Here is a 26344-nt window from a genome sequence, read left to right as displayed (position 1 = left end):
CCCGGCGTCTGCCGGACAGTCATACTGGGAGCGAGAAGAAGGTGGGGGCGGATGACAGCGCGCGCGACGTTCGGGGCGGAACTGCGGCGGCTGCGCACCTCGGCCGGGCTGTCGCTCGCCGAACTGGCCGGACGGGTGCATTACAGCAAGGGGTACCTGAGCAAGGTCGAAACCGGCCTCGCTGCCCCGAATTCCACACTCGCGGCATTGTGTGAAGCCGAATTCGGCACTCCAGGAGCCCTTGCCGCACTGGTTCCCGCGGAAACCGGAAAACGCCGGACCCGGCCGGACGTCCGCCCGTCCGGCCTCCCTCCGGTAACCGCGGACTTCACCGGCCGCGACGCGGAATCCCAGACCGTGCGCGAGATTCTCGAGTCCGACGGCGGAGTCTGCGTCATTTCCGGCATGGGCGGAGCCGGCAAGACGGCACTGGCGGTGCGGTGCGCGTACCGGCTGGAGGCGTCCTTCGCCGACGGCAGCCTTTTTCTCGATCTCCGCGGCACCTCCGACGAACCGGTCACGCCCGCCGACGCCCACGACCGTCTGCTGCGGATCCTCGAGGTGCCCGCCGACCGGATCCCGGCCGATCCCGACGACCGCGCGGCGCTCTTCCGGACCTGCCTGCGCGGCCGGAGTTTCCTGCTGGTGCTGGACAACGCGGGCAGCACCGGTCAAGTGCGCCCGTTGCTGCCCGCGGAACCGAAATGCCGGGTCGTGATCACCAGCCGCAGCCGCCTGCCCGCACTGGACGAAGCCGAGCACGTCTCGCTGGGCGTCCTCCCGTCCGCTTCCGCCGCCGCCCTGGTCGCCGCCCTGACCGGGGCGCCCCCGGATGCTGCCCTGCGCATCGCAGACCGCTGCGGCCGCCTCCCGTTGGCGATCCGCATCGCCGCCGCCCGCCTGCGCGCCCACCCGGCGTGGGACGTCGCGGAGTTGGAACGCCGCCTGGCCGACGAAACCCGCCGCCTGGGCGAACTCGACGACGGCGAACGAAGCCTGGCCGCCGCCTTTCGGTTGTCAGTCCGCCAATTGGAGCAGCCGGAAGCACGGCTGTTCGGCTTGCTGGCCCTGCACCCCGGCGTCGACTTCGACGTCACCGCAGCGCAAGCGCTCGGCTCCCTGGACGCGGTGGCGGCCGAGCGCCTGCTGGACCGCCTGCACCAGGCGTACCTGCTGACCCAGCCGGAACTGGGCCGGTACGGTTTCCATGACCTGGTAAGGGTTTTCGCCGCCTCCGACGTGCCCGGCGAGGACGCGCTCCGCCGCCTGGCCGATTTCTCGGTCGCGACCGCGGAACGCGCCGACCGAGCGCTGAGCGGCCCGCGGTACCGCCCGGAGGTGACCTATCCGCCCGGCCTGCCCGACGTGGAATTCCCGGATCAGGACAGCGCGATCGCCTGGTTCCGCGCCGAATGGCCGAACCTGGTCGCGCTCTGCCGCCGGACCGGGGAGTCCGAGAGATGCTGGCAGCTGGCGTTCTTCTTGCGAGGCTTCTTCTACCTGACCAAACTGTGGGACCCGTGGATCGCGACACACCGCTGGGCCCGCGCCGCCGCCGAAGCTGTCGGCAACCGCTGGGCCGCCGCGACGACCACCGCGAACCTGGGAATCGCGTACGTCGACCGCGGCGATCTGGACGAGGCGTCCCGGTGCTACCGCCAGGCCCTGCGGGAGTACCGGGAAATCGGCGACCGCCACGGCGAAGCGACCGCCCTGGCGCATGCCGCGTGGGCCGAGCACTATCGGGGCAACCACGAACAAGCCCTGCGCGACCTGCGCTCCGCCGCCGATTTCTACGCCCTGACCGGCAACCGACGCAGCGGCGCGATCACGACGCGAGGTGTCGCCCTGGTCCTGACGGCCCTGGGACGGCCTGCCGAAGCCGCCCGCCTGGTCGAGGAAACGCTGGCGGTTTTTGAGGAACTGGGGCTGGAACTGGACGTCGTGATGGGACTGAACTGCCTAGGCTGGGCACGATTCCGCGCCGGGGATCATCCGGGTGCTGAGTCGGCGTACCGGGAAGCGGCCACCCGTGCGGAGACCTGCGGCAGCACCCACGAGGCGGCGCGGGCTCACCTGGGGTTGGGAAATGCCGCTGCGGCGCAGGGGATTGCGGATGAGGCTGCGACGCAGTGGGAACGGGCCGAGGCGACCCACCCGGATCTCGACCCGGTGACGGTGGGGGAGGCGGCTGCGCGGGCAGAGTTCCGGTGAGCGACGGAGGGGGGCTGGCTTCTCCGGGGCGGCTGGGCTGAGGTCGGTGAGCCGGGTTTGTCGAGTTCAGGCCGGGGCGGTTGCGTGAATGCCGGTCGCTGATCTTGCTCGGGAGGTTTGCGGACCTGGGTGTGCCGGTCGAAGCGGTGAGAAGCGATCGCTGTTCTGCGGGCGTTGGCCGTCGCCTGACCGGGCCTGACAATCCGTGTGCGATAGCGGAGTCTCAGCTGACTCCGGATCCGCCTGGGCTGAGAGCGGCGCGGCGGGTCTGTCGAGTTCAGGTCTGGCTCATGAGGGGTGCGGGCCGGAGCATCGGTCGAAGAGAGCGAGAAGTGACCGCTGCTCGGCGGGCAGCGGACGAGTACGGCGGCTCGATCGCCGAGAGACGAGAGCTCGCTGCTGCGATGCACGAGGGCTGGCGTGGTGCACGAGCGACGGGCCGCGTTCGGCGGGGTTGCCGTCGTTTTCTGTCCGCCGGAATTGGTGGGCGGGGTGCGGCGGGCTGGCGTGACGGCTGTGTTCGCGGGGCTGGGTTGTCTTCTGCTCGCAGGGTTAGCCAGCGGAGCCCGAGGGCTGGGTGTCGCGGTGGGTTGGAGTGACGACTGTGTTCGCGGGGCTGGCGGTCGTCCTCTGCCCGCGGGGTTCGTGAGCAGAGCCCGAGGGCTGAGGGTGAGCGGCGAGGCGGGGGACAGCCGCGTCCGGTGGGCCGGGCAGTGTCTCTCCGTCCGCGGGCCAGGCGTTTCGATCCCGGAGCGAACCCGGCACCGGGAGTGTGCTCGCGGTCTCTGCCAGCCGTGGCCGGGCTTTCGGGGTGGGTGGCGGCGTGTTGGGATGGGCGGATGGAGTCGCCCGAGCCGGTTGAGCAGTTGCCTCGCGTGGCGGGTTTTCGGGCGCTGATGTTCGCCTTGCCGCCGGTCGGGCGGAGGTGGTCGGCGGGGTTGCGGGCAGCGGCGGCGGTGGCCGTTCCGGGGATCGCGCTGGTGTTGGCGGGGGCCTCGGCCTCGGCGTTGTTTGTCACGCTGGGGACGTTCGCGGTCTTGTACGGCGAAGGGCGACCGTACCGGGTTCGGGCGGGTGTCGTGGCTACTGCTGGCGCCGGGTTGCTCGCGGCGGCTGCCTTGGGTGCTTCGGTGGGGACCGTGGTGCCGCCGGGGCCGGTGTCGGTGCTGGTGGTCTCTGTGGTCGCAGTGCTGGCGACTTACGTCGTCGACGCGTTGCGGCTTGGGCCGCCGGGGCCGTTGTTCTTTGCGCTCGTGTGCGCGGGTGCGCAGGCGGCGGTCGAGGCTGGGGCCCGGCCGTGGGTGGTGCTGGGGTGCGCTGCGGCGGGGGTCGGATCGTCGGTTGTGGTGTCGATGGCCGGGGTGCTGGCCGACCGGACGAAACCGGAGCGGACGGCCGTCGAGCGTGCGGTGCGGGCTGTCGACGCCTTCATCTCGGCTGAGCGGAAGACGGCGGAGGCTCGGCACGCTGCCGGTGCCGCGGTGTCTGCGGCGTGGACTTCCCTGCATGACGCGGGACATCCGCGCCGGGGCACGCAACCGGACCTGGTGGCGGCGTTGCTTGCTGCCCATCGGCGGTTCGCGGACGCTTCGCCGGGCGAGTCCGTCGAGCTGCCGCCGGGGAAGCTGCCGTTGCCGCGGCCGAACCTCGGGTACCGGCTGCGGCGGGCGGTTCCGTTGCGGTCGCATGCCGCTTTGACGGCGTTGCGCGTCGGTGCCGGTTGCGTGGTCGCTGGGGAACTGGCGGTGGCGGTCGGGTTTGGACGGCCGCACTGGGCGGTGCTGAGTGCGTTGGTGGTGCTGCAGCAGGGGTTGGACCGGCGGCGGGCGAATGTGCGTGCGCTGCACCGGTTTGTCGGGACCGCGGCTGGGCTTGTGCTGTTTGGGCTGGTGATGATGGTCGCGCCGTCCGGGGTGGTGCTGATTTTGATCCTGGCGGTGCTGCAGTTCTGCGTGGAACTGGTGGTGCCGCGGAATTACGCGGTGGCGACAGTCGTCATCACGCCGCTCGCCCTGCTGGCTGCCGGGGTGGCGAGCCAGCCGGGGCCGGTGTGGCCCGCGGTGGCGGACCGTTTCGCGCAGACGGCGATCGGGGTCGTGGTGGCGGTGGCTGTGCAGTATGCGGTGGCGCCGCGTGCGCACCGGAAGACGTTGGACTGGACCGGGTCTCGAGTGCGTGCCGCCGCGCGTGCGGTGCTGGCCGGTGCGCCGGTTCCGCGGGCGGCTGCGCGCCGGGACCTCCAGTTCGAGCTGGAAGGCGCGACCCGGGCCGGGGTGGATTCGGTGCACAACGAGCCCGGCTGGGCCGCCGAGCGCTGGCCCGCCCACGCCGCCCTGGTCCACGACGGCTACGACCTGCTCCAAGCCTGCTGGTCCGCGCCGGACGGCAGGGTGCGGGACGTCGAACGGTGGGAGCGTGCGTTCGGCCGCTGAGACCGGGACCCCTGCCCGGCTGGATGGTGGGGGTGGGTTCGGTCGGTGAGGCCGGGATGCCTGCTTGGCTGGATGGTGGCGCGGTGTGGGGGAGGCGGGAGCGTGCGTTCGGCCGGTGAGACCGGGACGTCTGCCCAGCCCAACGGCGGCGCGGTGTGGTGGGGCGCGGGCGTGCGTTCGGTCGGTGAGATCGGGATGCCTGCTTGGCTGGATGGTGGCGCGGTGTGGGGGAGGCGGGGAGTGTGCGTTCGGGCGGTGAGATCAGGGCGCCTGTCCGGCTGGATGGCGGCGCGGCCTGGCGAGGGGATGGGCTGCTGCCCGACGATTGCGCAGGTGCTCGGCGAGAGCGCCGGTCCGATCGTCGCGAGCGCGAGGCTGATCGGAGCATCGCGGACGCTCCACGGGGTTGCGCAGCCATCGCCGCGGACCTGCGTGTGGTTGCCCCGCGGGCAGTGGGCGCTGACCTCGGCGCGCTAGGTCGCGATTTCGCCGCGGCCCGGCATCCGCCTCCGGACCGAGCAGTTCGAGGCCTGGCGACGACCGGACTGCGGTCGTCAGCGCGGGCCCCGAGCCGCTCGTTCCGGAACGGTCCAGTCATCGAGGGCGCAGGGCTGCCTCGACCTCCTCCTGCTCCGCCTCGCCGGGGACGATCGTCAGTGGGCCTGCGACCTCCAACAGGCCCGGGTGCCGGACGGTCCAGTTCAGCACCGGCAGCGAGTCCTTCGTGAGGTCGTGTGCGGACGTCACGGTGACCCCGGGCGTCGGGCCGCAGGTGACGACGTCTGCGGACGGGCCGCGGCCGTCGCTGTGGCAGAAGGCGGCTCGGCCGTCGGCGGATAGGGCCAGCAGCGCCGGGGTGCCGTCGGCGGTGGTGGCTGGCAGGACGTGGTCGTAGCCTGCCAACCGGCGCGTGATCAGGCGGTGGACGCGTCGGCCGCGGATGCTGGTCATCGGCGCGGTGTAGGTGCGGGCTACGGCGTCGAGCCGCTCTGAGTCCACGGGATCAGGCCTCCTCCGGTTGTTCCGGGCGGGGCGACCGGACGAACCAGGCTCCGATCACCGCGGCCACACCGATGCAGCCAGCGACGAGGAACGCCATGTGCAGGCCGTCGGCATCGGGGCTTACTGCCGCGTGGTCGGCGCTGCTCAGGGTCGCGACGCTGATGAACACGGCGGTCCCCAGCGCACCGGCGACCTGTTGGAGTGTCGAGAGGATCGCGCTGCCGTGCGAGTAGAGGTGGTCGGGCAGCGCTGCCAGCGATTCGGTCATCAGCGGCGTCATCATCAGGCCGAGACCGGCCATCAGGACGATGTGGATGCCGATCACCGCGATCAGCGGCGAACCCGGGCCCAGCAACGAGAACAGCCACAGCGAGACCGCCATCGCGAGCGCGCCGGGCAGGACCAGCGGGCGCGCGCCGACCCGGTCGAACAGGGCGCCGACCGGACGGCCGAGCAGGCCCAGCACCAGACCGCCGGGCAGGACGGCCAGGCCGCTGACGAAGGTGGACTTGTGCAGGACGGTCTGCAGGTACAGCGGCAGCAGGATCGCGCCCGCGCCGATCAGGCACATGAACAGCAACGCGCTGAGCCCCAGCGCGACGACGAAACTGCGGTGGGTGAACGGTCGCAGGTCGAGCAGGGCGCGGTCGCGTTGCTGCAGGCGAAGCTGCCGCCAGCCGAACACCGCCAGCGAAACCACGCCGACGACGATCGGCAGCCACGGCGGCACCAGCGCGGTCTCGGCGGATTCGCCCGCGGACGACAGGCCGTACAGGACTCCACCGAAACCGATCGCCGACAGGACGACCGAGAGCACGTCGAGCGGGACCGCGCGGGTTTCGCTGTCGATCCGCAGCTGCAGCATCCCCGTGACCAGCGCGGCCAGTGACAGCGGCAGCACGATGAAGAACATCCACCGCCAGCCGAGCGACGACAGCACCGCGCCGCCGATCGTGGGGCCGATCGCGGGCGCGACCGCGATGACGATGCTGATCGTGCCCATCGTCGCGCCGCGGCGCTGTGCGGGCACGAGCCGCATGACGGTGGTCATCAGCAGCGGGATCATCACCGCGGTGCCGCACGCCTGCACGACGCGGCCCGCCATCAGCAGGCCGAAACCGGGCGCGACGCCGCACAGCAGCGTGCCGAGGCTGAACGAGGCGAGCGAGAAGACGAACACCTGCCGCGGCGTGAACCGTTCGAGCAGGAACCCCGTCGTCGGGATCACCACCGCCATGGTGAGCAGGAAACCGCTGGTGAGCCACTGGATCGTGGTGGTCGGGACGGCCAGGTCGACGGTGAGGTCGCGCAGCGCGACGCTCAGGATGGTCTCGTTGAGGATCATCACGAACGCCGACAGCACGAGCACGCTGATCAGCAGGCCGGGCTTGGCGGCCGGGCGCTCCAGTGCTTCCGTGGCGGGGGAGGAGACGCCGCTCATCGGCGCACCTCGCTGACCGAGGCGAGGGCGCTCGCGAAGGCGGCGGGCACGAGGTCGGCGGCGCGAACGAAGCGGGCGCCGGCCGACGGAAGGCTGCCGGGGAAAGCTCTGCGCGCGGCTTCACCGGCCGCTGCGGACGGGGTTGGGGACTGCTGGATCTTCACCTGGCCAGGATACGGAGAAGCACCGACAAAACCGGCGGCCTTTTCCTCCCGCGGACCGCGGCGGCGGCCCGCGAAGAGCCTCGGGAAGCGGCGGAAAAAGCGGCTCGACCAGCGGTCGGTCACCAGCCGCGGCAACGATAAGCGAATCGGGAATCTCGTCTGCGGGCTCGGCGTGACAGGATCGCCGGGCGGCTCTTCTCCCGCCGAGGTCCGTGAGGGGCTCCTTCACGGACTTGGATTCCCGCAAGGCGTCCTTCACGGCCCTCGCCACCGCGCGCGAAGCGGTCAGCAGAAGCTCCATTGTGGAGCGTTCCGCCAGCACACCGTCACGGATTCATCGCCAGCACCAGGAATCCCGCCAGCAACACCAGATGCACCCCGCCCTGAAGCCGCGTAGCCCGCCCCGGCACCACCGTCAGCACACTGACCACCACTGTGAGCGCCAGCAGCACGATGTGCGTCGGCCCGAGACCGAGCAGCAACGGGCCCTTCAGCCACACCGATGCGAGCGCGATGACCGGAATCGTCAGGCCGATGCTGGCGATCGCGGAGCCGTACGCGAGGTTGAGGCTGATCTGCATCCGGTCGCGCCGTGCCGCGCGGACCGCCGCGAGCGTTTCCGGGGCCAGGATCAGCAGGGCGATCACCACGCCCACGAAGGACTGCGGCAGCCCGGCCGCGCGCACGCCGGCCTCGATCGCCGGGGACTCGACCTTCGCCAGACCGACCACGGTGACCAGCGCGATCAGCAGCAGAACGAGGCTCACCAAGGTCTTCTGGGCGCTCGGCGGTTCCGCGTGCTCCTCCTCGCGGGTCTCGCCGTCATGGTCGACGGGAAGGAAGAAATCGCGGTGGCGGACGGTCTGCGTCATCACGAAAGTGGCGTAGAGAACCAAGGACGCACCGGCCGCGAAAGCCAGCTGCGGCCCGGAAAAGGCCGGTCCGGGCGTGCTCGCGGTGAACGTCGGCAGGACGAGGCTCAGCGTCGCCAGCGTGCCGACCGTCGCCAGGGCCGCGCCGCTGCCTTCGGGGTGGAAGCGCGTTTCCCCGTACCGGCGCGCACCCACGAGAAGCGACAGCCCGACGATGCCGTTGGTGGTGATCATCACCGCGGCGAACACCGTGTCGCGCGCCAGGGTTTCGGCCTTGTCGCCGCCGGAAGCCATCATCGTGACGATCAGCGCGACTTCGATCACGGTCACCGCGACCGCGAGCACCAGCGAGCCGTACGGTTCGCCGACCCGGTGCGCCACGACCTCGGCGTGGTGGACCGCGGCGAGAACCGTGCCCGCCAGCGCGATCGCGACCAGCGCGACCGGCACCGGACCCAGCGTGCGTCCCCAAGTGAGCGCCAGCAGGACCAGGGCGAGCAGCGGCAGCAAAGTGGTCCAGGACAACAGATAACCGCGGACGCTCGCCATGCGCACACCCTGGCATATCGGACCCCTGGTCGCCGGGCATCCGGCCCGCGCGGGGGAGTGTCGCGTCCGAAATGGACACTGCCCGTTGCCCGGCCGGGCACGAAATTCACTCGTTCGGCCTAGCGAATGCAGGGTTCCGCAGGTCGGCGGCGGGGTACGCGCGGCGGACAGGGGTGGTCGGCGCGGAAAGGAGCCGAGGATGACCCGGGAAATGAAGATGGCCGACCGCGCGATGCCGGCAGGCGGCGACGGCGCGGAGTATTCCTTCTGGCGCGAGCACACGCACATCAATCTCAGTCCGGTGGCCGCACCGTCGATCCTGGGACTCGCCGGGTTCGCGGTGTCCACGTTCATGGTGGCGGCCAACATGGCCGGCTGGTTCGGCGACAGCACGACGACGCCCCTGCTGCTCGCCCCCTTCGCGTTCGCCTTCGGCGGCGTCGCGCAGTTCCTCGCCGGGATGTGGTCCTACCGGGCCCGGGACGCGCTCGCCACGGTGATCCACGGGGCGTGGGGCGCGTTCTGGATCGGCTTCGGCGTCTACCAGCTGTTCGTCGGCCTCGGCGGGCTGCCGTCGACGGCGGCGAGCCCGGTCGCGGCGGCCGCGATCGGCTTCTGGTTCATCGGGCTCGCGGCGATCACCTGGACCGGCGCGCTCGCCGCGCTGGCGGAAAGCCTCGTGCTCTGCGCGCTGCTCGCGGTCCTCGCCGCCGCGTCGACGCTGCTGGCGATCGGCCTGATCGGCGACGTCGGCGTCGTGCGCACCATCGCCGCCTACTTCCTGCTCGTGTCCGCGGTGCTGGCCTGGTACGCGTGCAGCGCGATGGTCCTCGAAGCGGCGCACCACCGGGTGGTCCTGCCGATGGGCCTGCGCGTCCCGCGCTCCGCCCGGACCACGACGGTGCCGTTGCACCAGGCGATCCAGTTCGATCACGGCGAACCGGGAATCAAGGCCGGGCAGTAGCCCCGGCGAGGAGGTGACCACCGGATGAAGAGCATGGCGCTCACCGCGTTCACGCCGCGGGACCGGAAGCTGCGGGAAAGCAGGCTGCCGCTCACCGCCGAATTCCTGGCCGGGGCGTGGCTGGTGTTCGCGGCGTTCGCGTACAGCTACTCGTTCACGCTGTCCGCGACGGCCGGGTTCTGGAACAGCCTCGCGTGCGGGATCGCCGTGGCGGCGGTCGCGCTGGTCCGGTTCGGCCTGCCGGAACGCGCGCGCTGGCTGGGACTGGTCAACGTCGCGATCGGGTTCTGGCTCATCGCCGCGCCGTTCGCGTTCGGCTACCCGGTCGACGGGCACCGCGACGCGATCCGCACGAATTCGCTGATCGTCGGCGTGCTGCTGGCGATCTTCTCGGTGATCTCGGTGACTGTCGCCTATCGCAGGCACAGCGGCGAGTTCCGGGAGTGAGGAGGGTGTACTGGCCGGTGCTGGCGGTGCTCGCGATCGGCGTGCTCGCTTTGGGCAGCGCGGGATTGCGTGCGCGCAAGGCGACGCCGCCGGCCCGGAAGGAAGCGCTTGTCGGGGCCTGGCTGGTGGCCGCTTCGGGCGTGGTGTGGTGGGCGTCCGCGCCCGCCGCCGGAGCGGTGCTGCTGGTGGTCGGCGCGGCCGTCGTGTTCGGCGCGGCGCTGACGAACGGGCAGCTGCCGTATCACCGGGACAGCTGACACAAGCCGGGGTTTGCCGCGGGTCCCGGCCGGTTACCCGCCCCGGGTGAGGCCGGGCGGCCGCGGGCTGCCCGGCGATCGTCGGGTGCGCGGGAGGTCGGTCATGACACAGCTGAAGCCCCGGCCAGTGGTGATCGCCGCCGCGCCGCACCGGGGCAAGAAAGGCTCGGTGCTGCTGGGCATCCTGCGCACCACCGACCACAAGCAGATCGGGCTGCTCTACCTCGGCACGTCGTTCGCGTTCTTCTTGGTCGGCGGCGCGATGGCGCTGCTGATGCGCGGCGAATTGGCGCAGCCGGGGCTGCAATTCCTGTCGCAGGAGCAGTACAACCAGCTGTTCACCATGCACGGCACGATCATGCTGCTGCTGTACGCGACGCCGAATGTGTTCGGCTTCGCCAATTTCGTGCTGCCGCTGCAGATCGGCTCTCCGGATGTCGCGTTTCCGCGATTGAACGCGTTTTCCTACTGGTTGTACCTTTTCGGCGGGTTGATCGTGCTGAGCGCGTTCCTCACGCCGGCCGGGGCTCCGGACTTCGGCTGGACCGCTTACACGCCGCTGTCCGACGCCGTCCACAGTCCCGGTGTCGGCGGCGACCTGTGGATCATGGGCCTGATCGTGTCCGGTCTGGGGACAATTCTGGGCGCGGTCAACATGACCACCACGATCCTGTGCCTGCGGGCTCCGGGAATGACGATGTTCCGGATGCCGCTTTTCACCTGGAACATTTTCTTCACCGCGATTCTCGTGCTGATCGCGTTCCCGATCCTCACCGCCGCGCTGTTCGCGCTGGAGGCGGACCGAAGGCTCGGCGCGCACGTGTTCGACCCGGCGAACGGCGGGGCGATCCTCTGGCAGCACCTGTTCTGGTTCTTCGGCCATCCCGAGGTGTACATCGTCGCGCTGCCGTATTTCGGGATCGTCACCGAGATCATCCCGGTGTTCAGCCGGAAACCGCTCTACGGCTACCGGCTGATGGTGTTCGCGACGGTCGGCATCACCGGGCTTTCCGCGACGGTGTGGGCGCACCACATGTTCGCCACCGGCGCGGTGCTGCTGCCGTTCTTCTCGATCATGACCTTCCTGATCGCGGTGCCGACCGGGCTGAAGTTCTTCAACTGGATCGGCACGATGTGGAAGGGGACGCTGTCGTTCGAATCGCCGATGCTGTGGTCGGTCGGATTCCTCGTCACGTTCCTGCTCGGCGGCCTGACCGGGGTGCTGCTGGCCGCGCCCGCGCTGGACTTCCACATCACCGACACCTATTTCGTCGTCGCGCACTTCCACTACGTGCTGTTCGGCACGATCGTGTTCGCCACGTTCGCCGGGATCTACTTCTGGTTCCCGAAGATGACCGGACGGATGCTCGACGAATCGCTCGCCAAATGGCACTTCTGGACCACGTTCATCGGCTTCCACACGACGTTCCTGGTGCAGCACTGGCTCGGCGCGGAAGGAATGCCGCGGCGGTACGCGGACTACCTCCGCAGCGACGGGTTCACCGTGCTGAACACCATTTCGACCATCGGCGCGTTCATTCTCGGCGCTTCGGTGCTGCCGTTCATCTGGAACGTGGTGAAGAGCTACCGCTACGGCGAGAAGGTCAACGTGGACGACCCGTGGGGCTTCGGCAATTCCCTGGAATGGGCCACCTCGAGCCCGCCGCCGCGGCACAATTTCACCGAACTGCCCCGGATCCGTTCCGAACGGCCCGCTTTCGAACTGCACTATCCCGACATGGTCGAGCGGATGCGGGAGGAGCAGCACATCCATTGGGGCAAGCGGGCGAAGGCGGAATCGGACGCCTGATCAGGCCAGCCACATCAGCGGACGCCCGGATCTCGGACGCGCACAAGGTACGCACCTGAGCCCGGCCGAGAGCCCTTGCGCGATCAGCCCTGCTGACGGCGGAACTCGTCCAGCACCCGGCGCTCCCGCTTCGTCGGACGGCCCGCGCCGCGCTCGCGGCGGGCGACCGGGATCGCGGCTTCCGGCGGCGGCTTGGGGGTGCGGTCGATGAGACAGGTGGCCGCGACGGCCGCGCCGACCCGTTTCTGGATCACCTGCACGACCTCGACCACGCGGGTCGTCGTCCCGATCCGGGCACGGACCTCGTCGCCGGGCACGACCGTGGTCGCGGGTTTCGCCGGGCGGTCGTTCACGCGCACGTGCCCGCCGCGGCAGGCGGCCGCGGCGTCGGCGCGCGTCTTGGTCAGCCGGACCGCCCAGAGCCAGCGGTCGATCCGCGTCGATTCCATGGGTCCATCATGGCGGGTCCCACTGCCAGCGCAGGCCGAGGATCCCCGGAGTGACCTCGGCCGACACGACGTGCGCGGGAAGGCCTTCGGTGATCGGCAGTTCGGCGACGGTCGTCTCCGGCCCGGCGGGGGAGTCGAGGCGGTAGGCGTGGCAGGCCCGCGGTTCGAAGCCGGGCGCGAAGTGCAGTTCGAGCAGGTGCTCGTGCACGGCGTTGCGGAACCGGCGCTCGTAGGACCAGTCCGGGCGGTCGTCGGTGAACTCGAATTCGTACTCGGCGATCGCGGTTTCGCCGCGGTCCAGCCCTCGGCCCAGGACAAGTTCGCACACCGTGAACCCTTCTTCGGCGAGGGTTTCCGTGCGCCCGGGCGAGCAGTAGCGGGTGCGCACCAGCCGCGGCGGGCAGCCGGGACCGACGCCGTGCGCGGTGACCAGCCGGATGTGCGTGTCGTCCTCGGTCGCGCGGACGACCTCGCGCACTTCCAGCCGGTGCAGCCGCCGGTCCGGGCCCACGTGCACGGCCTCGTGGAGGCTGACGACCACCAGCGACGTCCGGTATGCCGTCTCGAACGAGTTCAGCACGCGCAGCACGGCGTTCCGGCGTCCCCACAGCCGTTCCCAGCGCACGACCGGGACCGGCGGCGGTTCCGGATCGCGTTCGATCAGCCCGGTCAGCGAGCCTGGCGGCAGGTCGAGCACGCCCTCGAGAATCCGCACGGCGACGCGCGAACGGGCGCGGGCGGGCACGGTGCGGCCGGTCCGCCAATAGCTGAGAGTCGTGGTGCTGACCGCCGCGCCCGCCGCGGCGAGCCGGTCGCGCAGCCGGTCGAGACCGAGCCCGCTGCGGTCGATGGCCAGGGTCAGGGCACGGCTGAACGGCCCGTCCGCCAGCGCGTCGGCGAGCCGGTCCGGCTGGGTGCCGGGACCTGTCGAGAACACCTGCGTCCTCCTCGGGTCGTCCCCACCCATTCGCGTCCGGAACGAGCGGCGGCGCAACCCGTCGAAGGTCGGGTCTTGGCCGGTCAGCGCGGTTCCTCGACGAACGGCTCGCACAGTTCGACGACCCATTCGCGCTCGTCGCCGGAGGTGTGGAGGTAGACCTCGCGGGGGAAGTCGTCCGCGCGGAACCCGTGCTCGTCGGTCCACCGGGCGAGCCGCTGGTAGCCGTCGAGGAATCCGCTCGCCGGCCCGCGGTGGACCAGCGTCGCGGCGCGGGCGGCGGGCAGTTCGGCTGCCTCGAGGCCGTTCGGCCGGGCGACGGCCCCGGACACCGGGAGGGCCGCGTGCACGACGACGGGATCGTCTTCGCCCGCGGGCTTTTCGTAGTAGCAGGTCAACGGCCCGGCCGGGACGGCGTCGGATCCTTCGAGGCGGCGGCCGAGTTCCGCGCACAGCGGGCGCAGGACCGGGCTGATCGCCTCGGGGGAGAAGCTCTCGACGGTCGCGGTGAGCCGCACGACGCGCGCGGCGGGGAGGTCCTTGACGATGATTTCGGTGTCCGGCATGGCGTGCTCGCTTTCCAGCGTGCGGAGTCTCGCCTCGACCTCGGCCAGCCGGAGCCGGTCGGCGGCGACGCGTTCGGCCAGCTCGGCCCGGCGCAGGGCCAGCATGCCGCGGACCTGGTCGAGCGGGATCTGCTCGTCCAGCAGCGCGGCGACCTCGCCGAGCCCGAAGCCGAGCTCCTTGAGCGCGACGATCCGGTTCAGCGCGGCCAGCTGCCCGGCGGTGTAGCGCCGGTAGCCGGTCCACGGGTCGACCTCGGCGGGCCGGAGCAGGCCGAGCGCGTCGTAGTGCCGCAGCATGCGAACCGAAACCCGGCCGTGGCGGGCGAATTCTCCGATGGTGAACATGACCTCCCCAGCACACGCTCTGACACGGTGTGAGAGTCAAGTGTCCCCGCCGGACCGGGAACGGGCCGGCCCCCTGCGCCGACCCGCCCCGGCGGCCCCCTCGTCCCCCGACGAACGAGGGGACCTCGCCGGTCCGCCGCCCTCCACAGGACGGACCGGCGCCGGTCGCGGCTCCCGCGAACGGAACAGCGCAGGTCCGCCTTCGTGACGGCAGTCGCCCGCAAAGCCACCCGATCGGGTGAGGATCCGCAGGTCCGTAGGCTGGCCGGGTGAATCGCACGGACCGGCTGTACGCACTTGTCGAGGAACTCCGGGCGGTCGCGCCGCGCACCCGGACCGCGGCGTGGCTCGCGTCCCGGTTCGAGGTCAGCGTGCGCACGGTCGAGCGCGACCTCGGCGCGTTGCGCGAGGCAGGCGTCCCGATCTGGACCGAAACCGGCCGGACCGGCGGCTACGGGCTCGACCGCGAACGGACCCTGCCGCCGCTCACGCTCACGCCGGAGGAAGCCATCGCGATCACCGTCGCGCTGCGTTCGGCCGCCGGTTCGCCCTTCGCGGGCGCGGCGGAGTCGGCGGCGCGCAAGGTGCTCGCGCGGCTGCCGTCCGACGTCCGCGACGCGGAACAGCACCTCGCCGCGCGGCTGCACCGAGTCGGCGAGCCCGAACCGCCCGCTGTCCACAGCGGACTGATCCTGACCGCTCTCGCCGCGCGGCGCGTCCTCCGGCTGTCGTATGTGGACGCCAAAGGCCAGGAGACCGAACGCGACGTCGAGCCGCTAGGCCTGCTGTGGGGCCCGGCGGGCTGGTACGTGCTCGGCTGGTGCCGCCTGCGCGACGCGGTCCGCGGCTTCCTGCTGGACCGGATCCGCGCCCTCGCGCTGACCGGCGACCGCGTCGAGCGCCGCGAGGTCGACCTCGACGCCGAACTCGCGCGGATCTCCGCCCGCCCGCTCGGCGAGTGACGTGCGCCACGCGGCGGGGAAACACCGACAGGACGGTGTCGCCGGCGGCCGCGATCGTTCTCGCATGGCAAACGACCTGAACCCCGAAGAAATCCCCGCTCTCTGGTGCCGCATGTGGAACGAGGACGCCTCGCTCGCGCACCGGCTGCTCACCGCCGACGGCCGCCAGTGGTCCGGCACCAAACCCGGCCTCGACCCGCTGGTCGGCCCGGCGGACGCCGAGGCGTTCATCGCGAAGTACCAGCGCGACGTCGGAAACGTGTTCGTCCCGCGCACTTTCGTCGTCGACGGCACCGAACGGCTCGCCTTCACCTGGGACGTCACCCGGCGCGACGGCGTGGTCATCACCGGAGCCGACCTGTGCGTGCTCGCCGGCGGAAAGGTCTCGCGGAACTGGACGATCCCCTCGCCGGACGGCCGGTCGGCGCTGACGGACGGTCCGGGCGAAGGCGATCTGGACCGCGAGGAATTGCGGGTGCTCGCCAAGGACGCGCACCCGTGGCACGGCGAACTGGTGCTCGACCCGGAGCGGCAGACCATCGCCGGGACCTGGTCGGACGGCTCGCGCGGCGGGATCGCGGTGCTGGTCGCGGTCGACGGCCGGGTCGACCGGGAATGGGTGGTGCCGGGGACGCGTCCGCTGCCGTGAGCGAGTCGCTGGTCCGTGCGTCAACAGTGCGTACGGACCAGCGGGCTCGTGCCATAGTGGAGCCCGTGATCGAACTGCCCGTCCACCGGTTCCGCGCGCACGACGGGCTCGAACTGGCTTACCGCGAACTCGGCGAAGGCACGCCGGTCGTGTTGCTCCACGGATTCACCTCGTCCGGCGAGGCGTGGCTGCGCAGCGGGTTGGCCGAGCAGCTCGCCGAACGCGGGTTCCGCGTGCTGCTGCCGGATTTCCGCGGGCACGGCGCGAGCCCGCAGCCCGGCGATCCAGCCTGCTATCCGCCGGACGTGCTCGTCGACGACGGGCTCGCGTTCGCCGAGCAGCTCGGCCTGACCGAATACGCCCTGGGCGGGTATTCGCTCGGCGCGCGAGTCGCGCTCCGCATGGTCGTGCGGGGAGCGCGGCCGTCCCGGATACTCCTTGGCGGGCAAGGACTTGCCGCCATGCAGCGGGGTGGTGGAGGCGGTCCGCTGCACCGGGTGCTCACGGCGTTGGCCGAGGGCCGGACGGTGGAACGGGCCGACGCCCAGACGGCGCACTGGATCGGCCGTCTCGGCGCCGACCCGCGGGCGCTGCTGCTCGTTCTCCATTCGGTCGTGCCGATGCGCGAACTCGCCGCGCTGAACATCCCGGCGCTGGTCGTGGTCGGCAGCGAGGACGAGGGGCACGCTGACGGCGAGCCGCTCGCCCGGCTGCTGACCGCGGAGTTCGCCGCGATTCCCGGCAATCACTACGGGGCGTCGGCCGCGCCGGAGTTCACCGCTGCGGCGGCGAAGTTCTTCGCGGGCGAAAGTCCATAGTAGACATTCGGTCAGGCTCCGATCCGGCGCTCGAATCCCTCCGGCACGATCAGGTCGTCGCGGCTCAGGTCGTGCACGCTGCGGTGCCCCAGCGCGAGCAGCGTCGAATCGATGCCGTTGCGCAGGACGTCCAGCACGTTCTCCACCCCGGCCTGTCCGCCCGCGGCGAGGCCCCACAGGTACGCGCGCCCGATCAGCACCGCGCGGGCCCCGAGCGCGAGCGCCTTCACGACATCGCTGCCGCGCCGGATTCCGCCGTCCAGCAGCACTTCCACCTCGTTTCCGACCGCCTCCGCGACCGCGGGCAGCGCGCGGATGGTGGCGGGGGTGCCGTCGAGGTTGTTGCCGCCGTGGTTGGACACCGAGATCGCGCTGACCCCGGCGTCGACCGCGCGGCGGGCCTCGTCGACGCGGTACACGCCCTTGAGCAGGAACGGCCCGTCCCACTGCTTCCGCAGCCAGCTGACGTCTTCCCAGGTCGGCGGCGCGGTCTGCATCCACTGGCCGTACGCGCCGAAGAACGTGGGAATCGGCGTGCCGGGCTCGGCCATGTTCGGGACGCTGAGGTCGGGCAGCTTCTTGGTGCGGGCGTAGGTCAGCAGCCAGCGCGGATGCATCATGCCCTCGGGCGCGAAGCGGATCAGTTCGCGCAGCGTCATCTTTTCCGGGATGTGCGGGCTGCCCCAGTCGCGGCTGTGCGAGAACGACCAGTCGAGCGTGAGGATGATCCCGACCGCGCCCGCCGACCTGGCCCGGTCGAGCCGGCGCAGGATGTCGTCGCGGCTGCCGGTCCAGTACACCTGGAAATACGTGTTCGGGTTGACGGCCACTACTTCCTCGACGGGCTTGCTCGCGAACGACGACAGCCCCATCGACGTCCCGCGCGCCGCGGCTGCGCGAGCCACCGCGACCTCGCCGTCGGGGTGCACGGCCTGGACGCCGGTCGGCGAGATCAGCACCGGCAGCGCGACGTCGCGGCCGAGGACGTTCGTGCTCAGATCGCGTTCGCCGGGCAGCCCGGCGGTGCGCGGGGCGAAGCGCAGTTCGTCGTACGCGGCGAGATTGTCCTGCAGCGTCAGCCCTTTTTCCGAACCGGCGATCAGTGCCGAGTAGACGGACGCGGGCAGGCGCTTCTTCGCCCGCCGCTGTGCTTCGGCGACGGATTCGAACCAGGTGGTGCTCATCGTTTTCCCTTCGGGTCGACGCGCAGAGGGCGCCAGGTGACGCGCGGCCGCAGCGGGACCGCGGTGCGGTGGTTGAGGCAGCCCGCCCACACCCCGGCGCCGTACGCGAGGTCGTCGGCGATCGCGCCGGTGGTGTAGCGGAACGGGTCGAGGCCGGGGCGGTGCCGGAGCCAGGCGGTCAGCGGCGGTCCGGCGAGCAGGGACGCGACCGCGGCCCGGCGTCCCCAGCGTTTCCGCCCGCCGGGCAGCAGGAGCGCGGCGAGCAGAGGAGCGGCGAATTGCGTGCTGTAGCGGCCGAATCCGAGCCAGGTTTGGCCGACGGCGGTGGCCATCGTCTGGGCGACGCCGCGGGTTGGCACGTCGCTTTTGCGCAGTACTCGGGTCATGGTCAGCACCGCGCCCGCGAACGCGGCGGCGGCCGGAAGCGGACGGCGGGCGAGGAGAGCGGCGACGGTCAGCGTCGGCCAGGGGTGCAGGACGAGCGGAGCCATCGCGGCTGGGCGGCGGAGGGCGAGCGGCGCGGCGGAAGTCCCGTAGCTGGCGCGGCGGCTGAGCAACGCGCGCCAGGTCGTGGGTTCGTGGTGGTCGACGTGCGCGGACGGGTCGTATCGGATCCGGAAACCGGCGTCGTGGAGTCGCCAGCCGAGGTCGACGTCCTCGCCGACGCGCATTGCCGGGTCGAAGACCGCGCCGTCGCGGGCGACGGATTCCAGTGCTGTTCGGCGGACTAGGAGTGCCGCAGTGGGCACATAGGACAGTCGAGTGCCGGGCGCGACACGGGCGGCGGCGGTGCCGAGGTCGAGGCTGCTGGCGGCGCGGGTGTAGCGGCCGGCCCAGGTATCGGGGGCGAGGGGACGGACGCGGGGGGCGACGGCGGCGACGAGCGGGTCGGCGAAATGCCCGGCCAGCCGGTCGATCCAGTCCGGCGACGGGACGCAATCGCTGTCCAGGAAAGCGATCAGGTCGGTGGAAACGTGCTCCAGCGCGGTGTTTCGGGCCGCGCCAGGGCCGCCGTTGACGTCGCGGCGGACGAGTTTCGCGCCGTGTGCGGAGGCTGCGGCGGCGATGGCTGCGGGGTCGGCGGATCCGTCGTCGACGACCAGCGCGGGGTATCGGCCGTCGAGTGCGGCGAGGCAGCGGCCGAGCAGTTCGGCGCGGTCGCGGACCGGGATGACGACGGTCGCGTCGGCGGTTTTGGCTGGTGGCAAGGGGTGTGCGAACCCGGCGTCGGTGAGCAGCCGGGCGAGGACGCCTTCTGCCGAGGTCTCGACCGGATTGTCCGCCAGGCGTTCCAACGCCGTCCGTCCGGCTTTCGTGAGGCGCAGTACGCGGGCGGGGGAGCCGCCGAAGAGGAGGCCATCGGAGAGCCGTTTGACGCTCGGGTCCATCTCGAGGCGGAATCCGGCGGGCAGCGGGGTGGTCACAGCGCCAGCCCTCCGTCCACCGGGATGACCGCGCCGGTCGTCGCGCTGCTTTCCGGGCTGGCGAGGAACGCCAGGACGGCGGCGACCTCGGCGGGATCGAGCAATCGCTGCACAGGTTGTTGCGCGGCAAAGCTTTGTGCCGAAGGAAGGTCGTACAGGCGGGCGCTCTCGGCGAGGATCGGCGTGTCGGTCGAGCCGGGGCTGACCGCGTTCGCGGTGACGCCGGAGTCGCCCAATTCCGTGCCCAGCGCGCGAATCAGCCCGGCGACTCCGGCTTTCGCGGCGCAGTACGCGGCGAGCATCGGCAACCCGCGCGTGGCGGCGGCGGACGCGACAGCCAGGAACCGTCCGGAGCGGGGTTTCGGACGGCGCAGCAACGCGGGAATCGCGACGTGCGCGAGGTTGAGGACACCGCGGAGGTTGACGTCGAGGACCGCTTCTTCCTGCTCCGGCGGCATTTCCCACAGCGGTACTCCGCCCGCGATCACCCCGGCGGCCGCGATGGCCGCGTCGAGGCCGCCCCAGCGTTGTTCCGCTTCTGCGACCGCTGCGGCCAGTTGGGCGCGGTCGCGGACGTCTGCGCGGAATTCCTCGGCGATGCCGCCGGTTTCGCGGATTATCTCGACCACTGTGGACAGTTCTTCGCCGGTTCCCATGGGGTAGGGGAGAGCTGGGTCGTCTTCGGCGATGTCGACCGCGAGCACGGCCCAGCCTTGCGCAGCCAGCTTTATCGCAGTGGCTGCGCCGATCCCGCGCGCGGCGCCGGTCACGAGGGCGGCTTTCATGGCGTGCCTACCGAAGTCCAGTCGCGCACGTGCGCTCGCAACTGCGCCGTCAGGTCGTCGAGGAGATCCCGTCCTTCGTCTGCCGTCGCGCCGGTGGGATCGCCGAGGATTCCGGTGTCAGTCACCGCTTTGACACCGCCTTTGCGTAGTGCGGGGAGCAACTGGCTCAGTGGACGGCCGTCTCCCGGCACGGCTTTGCCCATCTGCACCTTGTCCGGCCGAAGGTTCAGCTGCAGAGCGGTTTCCGGCCGTCCGGCGTGCGGATCTCCTTGCCAGCGCGGCTCGAACACCGAAACGTCCCGCGATTCGGCCCGCAAAGTCGCGACCGCACGGGTCACCGAAGCGGCATTTCCGCCATGGGCGGACACGAAAAGCAGCCGCCGGAAGGTTTCGGAGGCCGACCGGCCCAGTTCCACGAGCAGAAGTTCCGTGGCCGCCTGACCGATCGACAGCGTCCCGGCGAAGCCCGCGTGTTCTCCGCTCGACCCGTACGGCACGGCCGGCGCGACCAGCACGTCCGGTCGCTCCGCGGCGAGCCGGTCGCACAACGCCGTCGCGATGTCGGTGTCCGTGCTCAGCGGCAGGTGCGGGCCGTGCTGCTCGGTGGCCCCGAGCGGCACGGCGAGGATCGCGCCGGACGCCGCGTGTTCCGCGACGTCCGGCGACGACAGATCGGCCAGGCGCATTTCAGCGGCCCGGTGCCGGGGCGAAGCCGGCGAGCGGGTTTTCGTCGCAGGCCCGGTCCGGCGGACGGCGCATGCCGATGGTCACCGGCACCGGTTCGCGCTTGCGGGTGCGGTGCGAGTGGTCCAGCGACGGTTTCGGCACGCTGCCCGCGGCGACCCCGGCCAGCGCGCGTTCGCCGTGGCCGCGCACGCATTCCGGGTCCGGGCCGTCGAGCGGCAGCCCGGTGAAGAACTTCGCCGCCATGCACCCGCCGCGGCAGGCGTCGAAGGCCGAACACGACGTGCAGGCTCCGCCGCTCTGCGGGCTGCGCAGTTCGGCGAACAGCTCGGATTCCCGCCACACGCTGGTGAATCCGCCTTCGCCGCGGGTGTTTCCGGCGAGGAAGGTGTCGTGGATGGCGAACGGGCACGCGTAGACGTCGCCGACCGGGTCGATCAGGCACACCACCCGGCCCGCGCCGCACAGGTTCAGCCCGGGCAGGCCGCCGTCGCCGTAGCCCGCGAGGTGGAAGAACGAGTCGCCGGTGAGCACGTTTTCGCCGTGTTTCACCAGCCACTCGTACAGCTCCCGCTGCTGGGCGGCGGTGGGGTGCAGCTCGTCCCAGACGTCCGCGCCGCGGCCGGACGGGCGGAGCCGGGTGAGCCGCAGCTGGGCGCCGTAGCGGTCGGCAATGGCTTTGAAGTCGTCGAGCTGTCCCGCATTCTGCCGGGTGACCACGACAGAAATCTTGAAATTCCCGAACCCGGCCGCGGCGAGGTTCTCCATCGCCCGGATCGCGGTGCGGTAGGAGCCGGGGCCGCGGACGTGGTCGTTGACCTCCTCGGTGGCGCCGTCGAGCGAGATCTGGACGTCGACGTAGTCGCTGCCGGCGAGCCGTTTCGCGACGTCCTCGGTGATCTTGATGCCGTTGGTGGAGAACTTGACCCCGACGTGGTGCTCGGTCGCGTAGTCGACCAGCTCCCAGAAATCGGGCCGGACGGTCGGTTCGCCGCCGCCGATGTTCACGTAGAACACCTGCATGCGCTCGAACTCGTCGATCAGCGCCTTGCACTCCTCGGTGCTGAGCTCGCGCGGGTCGCGGCGGCCGGACGAGGAGAGGCAGTGCACGCAGGACAGGTTGCAGGCGTAGGTGAGCTCCCAGGTCAGGCAGATCGGCGCGTCGAGCCCGAACTGGAATTCGTCGACAAGCGGCATCACACGCTCCTCGGATGGATCATGTCCGACGCCGCGAGTGCGGCGAGGGCGGCGCGGTAGCGGGGCAGTTCCGCCTGCGCGACCCCGGCCTGCGCGCACGCGGCGCGGGCGGAGGGGTGGTCGGTCAGCGCCTGCACCGCGGCGAGCATGGTGCGGCTCTTGAGAAAGGACAGCCGGCGAGTGCCGAAGTGGTACAGCAGCGCGCCGAACCGCTCCGGCCGGATGGAGACCCGGCTGTCCAGTTCCCAAGCACCGTCCAGATCGAACGCCGCGGCGCTGCGATCAGTAGACACCGCACATTCCGTCGATGGAGACCTCCTCGACGAGCAATTCGTCGGCTACGACCTCTTCGGCCTTCGTCTCGGCGGCGGTTGTCGTCTCGCTCATCGTGACTCCCTTGTCTCGTGGCGGCGATATTTGACACTTCGTGTCGAATGTGAGGACGACAATACTGTCACCGAGTGCCAGAAGCAATGCCTCGCCGGTGCGAGGCACCTGAACGGGCGTTCGCCGCGGCCGGGAACCGACTGCCCCGCCGGTCCGACTCCTCAGGAGGCGGACCACGCGAAGGGAGCAGGATGGCCATCGGCATCGACGAGGAACCCACACGGGTGGCGGGGTGGGCGGCAGTCCGGCCGTTAGTGCTGCGGCTGCATTTCTACGCCGGAGTGTTCGTCGGCCCGTTCCTCCTGGTCGCTGCGTTGACCGGGATCGCGTACGTGTGGACGCCGCAGTTGGAGCAGGCTGTCTACGCGCACGAATTGCACGTCCCGGCCGCTGCTGGGGACGTCCCGCTGGACCAGCAGGTCCTTGTCGCGCGAGGTCAGGTCCCGGACGGGAAGGTCATCGGCGTCCGCCCGGCGCCGTCCGCGACCGACACCACCCAGGTGATCTTCGACCGTCCGGGTCTGGAGCCGAGCTATCGGTACACAGTGTTCGTCAACCCGCACGACGGCGAGGTCCGCGGCGCACTGGAGACCTACGGTTCCGGACAGGCGCTGCCAGTCCGCGGCTGGATCGACACCCTCCACCGCAACCTCCATCTAGGCGACTTCGGCCGCCTGTACAGCGAACTCGCGGCCAGCTGGCTGTGGGTGATCACCCTCCTCGGAGCGGCCTTGTGGCTCGGCCGCCGCCGGCGCTTGCGCGCGGTGCTGCTGCCGTCCGCGGGCAAACCCGGCCGGGGACGGCTGCGTTCCTGGCACGGCTCGACCGGCCTGTGGATCGCGGCCGGTTTGCTGTTCCTTTCCGCGACCGGCCTGACGTGGTCGCTGCACGCCGGTGCGAACATCACCGACCTCCGGTCCACTTTGGACTGGACGACACCGTCGGTCTCGTCGGCCGCCCCGTCGCCCGGCGACGTCGGCTGGCAGGCGGTCCGGGACGCGACCGCACGCGCCGGATTGTCCGACCCCATTGAGATTCGGCCGCCTTCCGACGGCGGCTACGTCGTGCAGCAGGTCGGCCGGAGCTGGCCGTCCAAACAGGACTCGATGTCGGTTGATCCCGGGACGGGGAAGATCACCGGGACGTTGAGGTTCGCTGATTACCCGCTCGCCGCGAAGCTGAGCCGGTGGGGGATCGACGCGCATATGGGGCTGTTGTTCGGGGTGGCGAACCAGGTGCTGCTGACGCTGCTCGGGGCGGCGTTGGTTTGTGTTGTCTTGTGGGGGTACCGGATGTGGTGGCTGCGGGGCCGTTCCGGGCGGTACCGGCCTGGTGAGCGGCTGCGCGGCAGCGGAGGCTCTGTGCGACTGGCGGCGGCTGGCGGTCAGTTACCGGAGGTGCTTGCCGGTCGGGGCGCGGGGCTGCGTGACGTTGCTCCGGGTGGGTCGTTGGTGGGCGTTGAGCCGGTGGGTGGCGAGGTTTCGGTGGGCAGGGAGGCTGATCCAGGTCGACCGGATCGTGCGCGGGTGCGTAACGCTGCTTCGAGTGAGTCCTTGATGAGCATCGAATCGGTATGCGGCGAGGCGCCGATGGAGGGTGCGGCTGGCTCCGCTCGGCTGTCCTCGGATGGCGCAGGGTTGCGCGTCGACGCTTCCTCGGCCCAGCCCTTAGCGGAGTCGGCATGCCAGGCACCAACGCGCGAGCTTCGATCCGCTAGGTCGCGAGGCAGGAGCCGTTTTGGCCGCTTGCCAGTGCGTGGCGCATGGCGGCGAATCCCCGGTCGAGTGCTGGCCCCGGTCCTGGTCGGACTGGCGGTGGTGGGCTGGTTCCTGCCGGTATTCGGGGTGTCGTTGCTGGGATTCCTGGCGGTGGACTGCCTGCTGGGCCTGCGCCGGGACGCCGTCCGATGATCGCCGAACCGGGTCTGAGGTGGATCCTGACGCTGCTGTTCGCGGCGGGTGGGGCCTTCTGCCTGTACCGATGCGCGCGGCGCCCCGGCTTCAGCGGACGAGTGGCCGACGCACTCCACGCGGCGATGTGCGCCGGGATGGTCACGATGGCCTGGCCTGCGACCATGACGTTCGCCCGGATGCCGCAGGTCGTGCTGTTCGCGGCGGCAGCCGGATGGTTCGCGGTCAGCACGGCGCTGGGATTCGGGCACGGACGCCTGCCCGGAGCACACCACGCGCTGATGATGGCCGGGATGGCGTGGATGGCGTTCGTGATGCCGTCGGCGATGGCGGGAATGACGATGTCCGCGACCGCGATGGGCGGCGAGCACGCCGGAATGGACATGGGCGACGCTGGCATGACGATGACCGGGCACGCGCCTGCGCATGTCGTGGTGGTCGCGGTTGTGCTCGCGGTGGTCTTCCTGGTGGCGGGGATCGCGTGGCTGGCCCGGGCGATCGATCACGCCCGGACGGTCGCCCGCCCCGGACGGCGGGAGGTCGGGCTCGCGATGGAAGGCGTGATGAGCCTGGGGATGGCGGTGATGGCGGTTGCGATGATCTGAGCCCTGCGGGGTGGTTCGGATGCGCTGCCTTCTGAGATTGAGGTGGGTTTCAGGCCGCGTCTCGCAGCCGGGGCCTTTGTTATGGCTGCACAGCCAGAACTCACTGAGCCTGTCGTCGAGCGAGCTGTGTTTCGCGAGGCGGGCTTCACGGATCTGACTCGACTGGCTGGTTCTGGGCGGGTGGGACAGATTCCGCGGTGTCCGTTATTGGGCTGAGCGGATGTGTCCTCGCTGGATTGGCGTTAGCCACGAGGGCGGTTGCCCCGCAGTCCGGTCTGCGAGCGGAGAACTTCGCGGGTTCGATTTGGGCTTTGTGAATGGTCTCGCCAAAGACAGCTTTCGGGCAGTTCAAGGCTGGGCCTCGCGCTGCGCCAGCGGCTCCAGGCTGCGCCCGCCTCTTTGGGGTGCGCTTCGCGTCGCTCGCTGTCCCTGTGATCGTGCAGCGGATTCCGTGCTCGCACCGCGGGTTTCCGGCTGGGTGAGCTGTCCAGTCGGAACCCCGGGTGGGCGTCAGGCGGCGCGGTGCCGTCCGGTCGGGCGTTGGGAGTCGCGGCCTCGCTTCGGATGCGGGCGGACCAGGGCGAGCGCACCGTGGGTCGGCACGGTGGTGTGGTCCGGGTCGTCGGCGGTGTCGGCGAGGTCGGGGCCGGGCTGGTGCCGGAGGCGGTGCTGCCGGTGGACGGCGTAGAGCAAGGCCAGCCCGACGACGAGGAAGACGTGCGACAGCACCCGCGCGACGGTCACCCGGTCGCCGATCAGGTCGCTGGTCGTGAGCACTGCGAGGACGAGCACGAACCCGGTGATCATCGGCAGCTGCCCGGCCGCCGCGCGGGTGCGCAGGGCGGCCCACAGCAGTCCGACGCCGACGGCGAGGTTCCAGGCCGCGCTTTCGTTGATGAGGTGGCCTTCCATGAAACCGCCGCCGCCGTGGGCGTTGTCCATGCCGAGCAGTTGCGCGAACGCCAGTCCGCACTGGACCAGGCCGACCAGTCCCAGCGCGACCCGCAGCCCCCATTTTTCCCGCGGCGGGGCCGGGGTTTCGGCGAGGATCCGGCCGGTGAGGTCGGGCACCTCGGGCGCGCTGCGGACCAGCAGGGCACGGCGCAGCGTCGCACTCCGCTCGTACCAAGTCCGGCACGCCGCGCAGGTCTCGAGATGCTGGTCGACCTGCGGTTCGGGCAGCGGGCCCGCTTCGCCGTCGAGTCGCGCGGACAGCGCTTCGCGGAAGATTTCACAGCTCACGTCTGTCATAGTCGCTCGGATCCGCGTCCCGGTTCCCGGCGGGTCCGG

General features: G+C 71.0%; 26 protein-coding genes. 11 read left to right on the top strand and 15 right to left on the bottom strand.

Features of this window, described 5'->3' with window-relative positions:
• Nucleotides 1-51 precede the first annotated feature (51 nt).
• The gene (locus WA670_RS24240; protein ID WP_336158948.1) at nucleotides 52-2214 is read left to right on the top strand and encodes an ATP-binding protein; all 2163 of its coding nucleotides are present in this window, start codon (nucleotides 52-54) and stop codon (nucleotides 2212-2214) included.
• Between the two features lie 839 nt (nucleotides 2215-3053).
• Nucleotides 3054-4646, top strand: coding sequence for an FUSC family protein (locus WA670_RS24235; protein ID WP_336158947.1), 1593 nt, complete (start codon nucleotides 3054-3056; stop codon nucleotides 4644-4646).
• Between the two features lie 594 nt (nucleotides 4647-5240).
• On the opposite strand, the gene WA670_RS24230 is transcribed toward WA670_RS24235, so the two are convergent.
• The 4 genes from WA670_RS24230 to WA670_RS24215 form a co-directional block, all read right to left on the bottom strand.
• A complete protein-coding gene (locus WA670_RS24230) occupies nucleotides 5241-5645 on the bottom strand; it encodes a hypothetical protein (RefSeq protein ID WP_336158946.1) in 405 nt (134 codons plus the stop codon).
• A 4-nt stretch (nucleotides 5646-5649) separates the two neighbouring features.
• Nucleotides 5650-7089, bottom strand: a complete 1440-nt coding sequence (locus tag WA670_RS24225) for an MDR family MFS transporter (protein ID WP_336158945.1) — start codon at nucleotides 7087-7089, stop codon at nucleotides 5650-5652.
• Nucleotides 7086-7376, bottom strand: a complete 291-nt coding sequence (locus WA670_RS24220) for a hypothetical protein (protein ID WP_134666550.1) — start codon at nucleotides 7374-7376, stop codon at nucleotides 7086-7088. The genes WA670_RS24225 and WA670_RS24220 overlap by 4 nt, the downstream gene beginning before the upstream one ends.
• Before the next feature lie 203 nt (nucleotides 7377-7579).
• Nucleotides 7580-8674: a calcium:proton antiporter gene (locus WA670_RS24215; protein WP_037819523.1), complete on the bottom strand. Its 1095-nt coding sequence runs from the start codon at nucleotides 8672-8674 to the stop codon at nucleotides 7580-7582.
• Nucleotides 8675-8873: 199 nt separating this feature from the next.
• On the opposite strand from WA670_RS24215, the gene WA670_RS24210 reads away from it, so the two are divergent.
• The 4 genes from WA670_RS24210 (at nucleotide 8874) to ctaD (ending at nucleotide 12152) form a co-directional block, all read left to right on the top strand.
• Nucleotides 8874-9638, top strand: coding sequence for an acetate uptake transporter family protein (locus WA670_RS24210; RefSeq protein WP_205670122.1), 765 nt, complete (start codon nucleotides 8874-8876; stop codon nucleotides 9636-9638).
• Nucleotides 9639-9662: 24 nt separating this feature from the next.
• Nucleotides 9663-10085, top strand: coding sequence for an SPW repeat domain-containing protein (locus WA670_RS24205; protein WP_336158944.1), 423 nt, complete (start codon nucleotides 9663-9665; stop codon nucleotides 10083-10085).
• 5 nt (nucleotides 10086-10090) lie between these two features.
• Nucleotides 10091-10342, top strand: coding sequence for a hypothetical protein (locus WA670_RS24200; protein WP_037819525.1), 252 nt, complete (start codon nucleotides 10091-10093; stop codon nucleotides 10340-10342).
• Nucleotides 10343-10445: 103 nt separating this feature from the next.
• On the top strand, nucleotides 10446-12152 hold the full coding sequence (gene ctaD / locus WA670_RS24195; RefSeq protein WP_336158943.1) for an aa3-type cytochrome oxidase subunit I: 1707 nt from the start codon (nucleotides 10446-10448) through the stop codon (nucleotides 12150-12152).
• An 83-nt stretch (nucleotides 12153-12235) separates the two neighbouring features.
• Here the strand turns inward: ctaD and WA670_RS24190 are convergent, their stop codons facing one another.
• The 3 genes from WA670_RS24190 to WA670_RS24180 form a co-directional block, all read right to left on the bottom strand.
• Nucleotides 12236-12601 (bottom strand): RNA-binding S4 domain-containing protein, encoded by a 366-nt coding sequence (locus WA670_RS24190; RefSeq protein WP_199818137.1) that lies wholly within the window; start codon nucleotides 12599-12601, stop codon nucleotides 12236-12238.
• Nucleotides 12602-12608: 7 nt separating this feature from the next.
• Entirely contained in the window at nucleotides 12609-13538 is a 930-nt protein-coding gene (locus tag WA670_RS24185; RefSeq protein ID WP_037819528.1) for a hypothetical protein, read from the bottom strand.
• Between the two features lie 83 nt (nucleotides 13539-13621).
• A complete protein-coding gene (locus WA670_RS24180) occupies nucleotides 13622-14449 on the bottom strand; it encodes a MerR family transcriptional regulator (protein WP_336158942.1) in 828 nt (275 codons plus the stop codon).
• 269 nt (nucleotides 14450-14718) lie between these two features.
• Between WA670_RS24180 and WA670_RS24175 the strand changes: the two genes are divergently transcribed.
• The 3 genes from WA670_RS24175 (at nucleotide 14719) to WA670_RS24165 (ending at nucleotide 16878) form a co-directional block, all read left to right on the top strand.
• On the top strand, nucleotides 14719-15411 hold the full coding sequence (locus WA670_RS24175) for a helix-turn-helix transcriptional regulator (protein ID WP_037819530.1): 693 nt from the start codon (nucleotides 14719-14721) through the stop codon (nucleotides 15409-15411).
• Between the two features lie 64 nt (nucleotides 15412-15475).
• Nucleotides 15476-16060, top strand: coding sequence for a nuclear transport factor 2 family protein (locus tag WA670_RS24170; RefSeq protein WP_336158941.1), 585 nt, complete (start codon nucleotides 15476-15478; stop codon nucleotides 16058-16060).
• 65 nt (nucleotides 16061-16125) lie between these two features.
• On the top strand, nucleotides 16126-16878 hold the full coding sequence (locus tag WA670_RS24165) for an alpha/beta fold hydrolase (protein WP_336158940.1): 753 nt from the start codon (nucleotides 16126-16128) through the stop codon (nucleotides 16876-16878).
• 11 nt (nucleotides 16879-16889) lie between these two features.
• On the opposite strand, the gene mftD is transcribed toward WA670_RS24165, so the two are convergent.
• The 7 genes from mftD to mftA are packed head-to-tail and all read right to left on the bottom strand — an operon-like array spanning nucleotide 16890 to nucleotide 22539.
• Nucleotides 16890-18062: a pre-mycofactocin synthase MftD gene (mftD, locus tag WA670_RS24160; RefSeq protein WP_336158939.1), complete on the bottom strand. Its 1173-nt coding sequence runs from the start codon at nucleotides 18060-18062 to the stop codon at nucleotides 16890-16892.
• Nucleotides 18059-19486: a mycofactocin biosynthesis glycosyltransferase MftF gene (gene mftF / locus WA670_RS24155; RefSeq protein ID WP_336158938.1), complete on the bottom strand. Its 1428-nt coding sequence runs from the start codon at nucleotides 19484-19486 to the stop codon at nucleotides 18059-18061. The genes mftD and mftF overlap by 4 nt, the downstream gene beginning before the upstream one ends.
• Nucleotides 19483-20271, bottom strand: a complete 789-nt coding sequence (locus WA670_RS24150) for a mycofactocin-coupled SDR family oxidoreductase (protein WP_336158937.1) — start codon at nucleotides 20269-20271, stop codon at nucleotides 19483-19485. Before WA670_RS24150 ends, mftF begins: the two co-directional genes overlap by 4 nt.
• The gene (gene mftE / locus WA670_RS24145) at nucleotides 20268-20957 is read right to left on the bottom strand and encodes a mycofactocin biosynthesis peptidyl-dipeptidase MftE (protein WP_336158936.1); all 690 of its coding nucleotides are present in this window, start codon (nucleotides 20955-20957) and stop codon (nucleotides 20268-20270) included. Before mftE ends, WA670_RS24150 begins: the two co-directional genes overlap by 4 nt.
• 1 nt (nucleotide 20958) lies before the next feature.
• A complete protein-coding gene (gene mftC / locus WA670_RS24140; RefSeq protein WP_043833372.1) occupies nucleotides 20959-22152 on the bottom strand; it encodes a mycofactocin radical SAM maturase in 1194 nt (397 codons plus the stop codon).
• Nucleotides 22152-22445: a mycofactocin biosynthesis chaperone MftB gene (mftB, locus tag WA670_RS24135; protein ID WP_043833371.1), complete on the bottom strand. Its 294-nt coding sequence runs from the start codon at nucleotides 22443-22445 to the stop codon at nucleotides 22152-22154. The genes mftC and mftB overlap by 1 nt, the downstream gene beginning before the upstream one ends.
• Nucleotides 22435-22539 (bottom strand): mycofactocin precursor MftA, encoded by a 105-nt coding sequence (gene mftA, locus WA670_RS24130; RefSeq protein WP_037819541.1) that lies wholly within the window; start codon nucleotides 22537-22539, stop codon nucleotides 22435-22437. Before mftA ends, mftB begins: the two co-directional genes overlap by 11 nt.
• Nucleotides 22540-22730: 191 nt before the next feature.
• Here mftA and WA670_RS24125 point away from each other — a divergent pair, with 191 nt between their 5' ends.
• Both WA670_RS24125 and WA670_RS24120 read left to right on the top strand, forming a co-directional pair.
• The gene (locus tag WA670_RS24125) at nucleotides 22731-24449 is read left to right on the top strand and encodes a PepSY-associated TM helix domain-containing protein (RefSeq protein ID WP_336158935.1); all 1719 of its coding nucleotides are present in this window, start codon (nucleotides 22731-22733) and stop codon (nucleotides 24447-24449) included.
• Between the two features lie 101 nt (nucleotides 24450-24550).
• Nucleotides 24551-25054: a DUF5134 domain-containing protein gene (locus WA670_RS24120; RefSeq protein ID WP_336158934.1), complete on the top strand. Its 504-nt coding sequence runs from the start codon at nucleotides 24551-24553 to the stop codon at nucleotides 25052-25054.
• Nucleotides 25055-25564: 510 nt separating this feature from the next.
• Here the strand turns inward: WA670_RS24120 and WA670_RS24115 are convergent.
• Nucleotides 25565-26305 (bottom strand): zf-HC2 domain-containing protein, encoded by a 741-nt coding sequence (locus tag WA670_RS24115; protein WP_051729750.1) that lies wholly within the window; start codon nucleotides 26303-26305, stop codon nucleotides 25565-25567.
• Between the last annotated feature and the right edge of the window lie 39 nt (nucleotides 26306-26344).

The organism is Amycolatopsis sp. VC5-11 (assembly GCF_037034185.1).
Taxonomy (GTDB): Bacteria; Actinomycetota; Actinomycetes; order Mycobacteriales; family Pseudonocardiaceae; genus Amycolatopsis; species Amycolatopsis nivea.
Note: the sequence above shows the minus strand (reverse complement) of the source record. Positions and strands in the feature narration are given on the sequence as shown.

Coding starts and splice junctions, on each gene's coding strand:
- WA670_RS24240 (WP_336158948.1), top strand. CDS start 52: ATGACAGCGCGCGCGACGTTCGGGGCGGAACTGCGGCGGCTGCGCACC.
- WA670_RS24235 (WP_336158947.1), top strand. CDS start 3,054: ATGGAGTCGCCCGAGCCGGTTGAGCAGTTGCCTCGCGTGGCGGGTTTT.
- WA670_RS24225 (WP_336158945.1), bottom strand. CDS start 7,089: ATGAGCGGCGTCTCCTCCCCCGCCACGGAAGCACTGGAGCGCCCGGCC.
- WA670_RS24215 (WP_037819523.1), bottom strand. CDS start 8,674: ATGGCGAGCGTCCGCGGTTATCTGTTGTCCTGGACCACTTTGCTGCCG.
- WA670_RS24210 (WP_205670122.1), top strand. CDS start 8,874: ATGACCCGGGAAATGAAGATGGCCGACCGCGCGATGCCGGCAGGCGGC.
- WA670_RS24205 (WP_336158944.1), top strand. CDS start 9,663: ATGAAGAGCATGGCGCTCACCGCGTTCACGCCGCGGGACCGGAAGCTG.
- ctaD (WP_336158943.1), top strand. CDS start 10,446: ATGACACAGCTGAAGCCCCGGCCAGTGGTGATCGCCGCCGCGCCGCAC.
- WA670_RS24190 (WP_199818137.1), bottom strand. CDS start 12,601: ATGGAATCGACGCGGATCGACCGCTGGCTCTGGGCGGTCCGGCTGACC.
- WA670_RS24180 (WP_336158942.1), bottom strand. CDS start 14,449: ATGTTCACCATCGGAGAATTCGCCCGCCACGGCCGGGTTTCGGTTCGC.
- WA670_RS24170 (WP_336158941.1), top strand. CDS start 15,476: ATGGCAAACGACCTGAACCCCGAAGAAATCCCCGCTCTCTGGTGCCGC.
- mftD (WP_336158939.1), bottom strand. CDS start 18,062: ATGAGCACCACCTGGTTCGAATCCGTCGCCGAAGCACAGCGGCGGGCG.
- WA670_RS24150 (WP_336158937.1), bottom strand. CDS start 20,271: ATGAAAGCCGCCCTCGTGACCGGCGCCGCGCGCGGGATCGGCGCAGCC.
- mftE (WP_336158936.1), bottom strand. CDS start 20,957: ATGCGCCTGGCCGATCTGTCGTCGCCGGACGTCGCGGAACACGCGGCG.
- mftC (WP_043833372.1), bottom strand. CDS start 22,152: ATGCCGCTTGTCGACGAATTCCAGTTCGGGCTCGACGCGCCGATCTGC.
- mftA (WP_037819541.1), bottom strand. CDS start 22,539: ATGAGCGAGACGACAACCGCCGCCGAGACGAAGGCCGAAGAGGTCGTA.
- WA670_RS24125 (WP_336158935.1), top strand. CDS start 22,731: ATGGCCATCGGCATCGACGAGGAACCCACACGGGTGGCGGGGTGGGCG.
- WA670_RS24115 (WP_051729750.1), bottom strand. CDS start 26,305: ATGACAGACGTGAGCTGTGAAATCTTCCGCGAAGCGCTGTCCGCGCGA.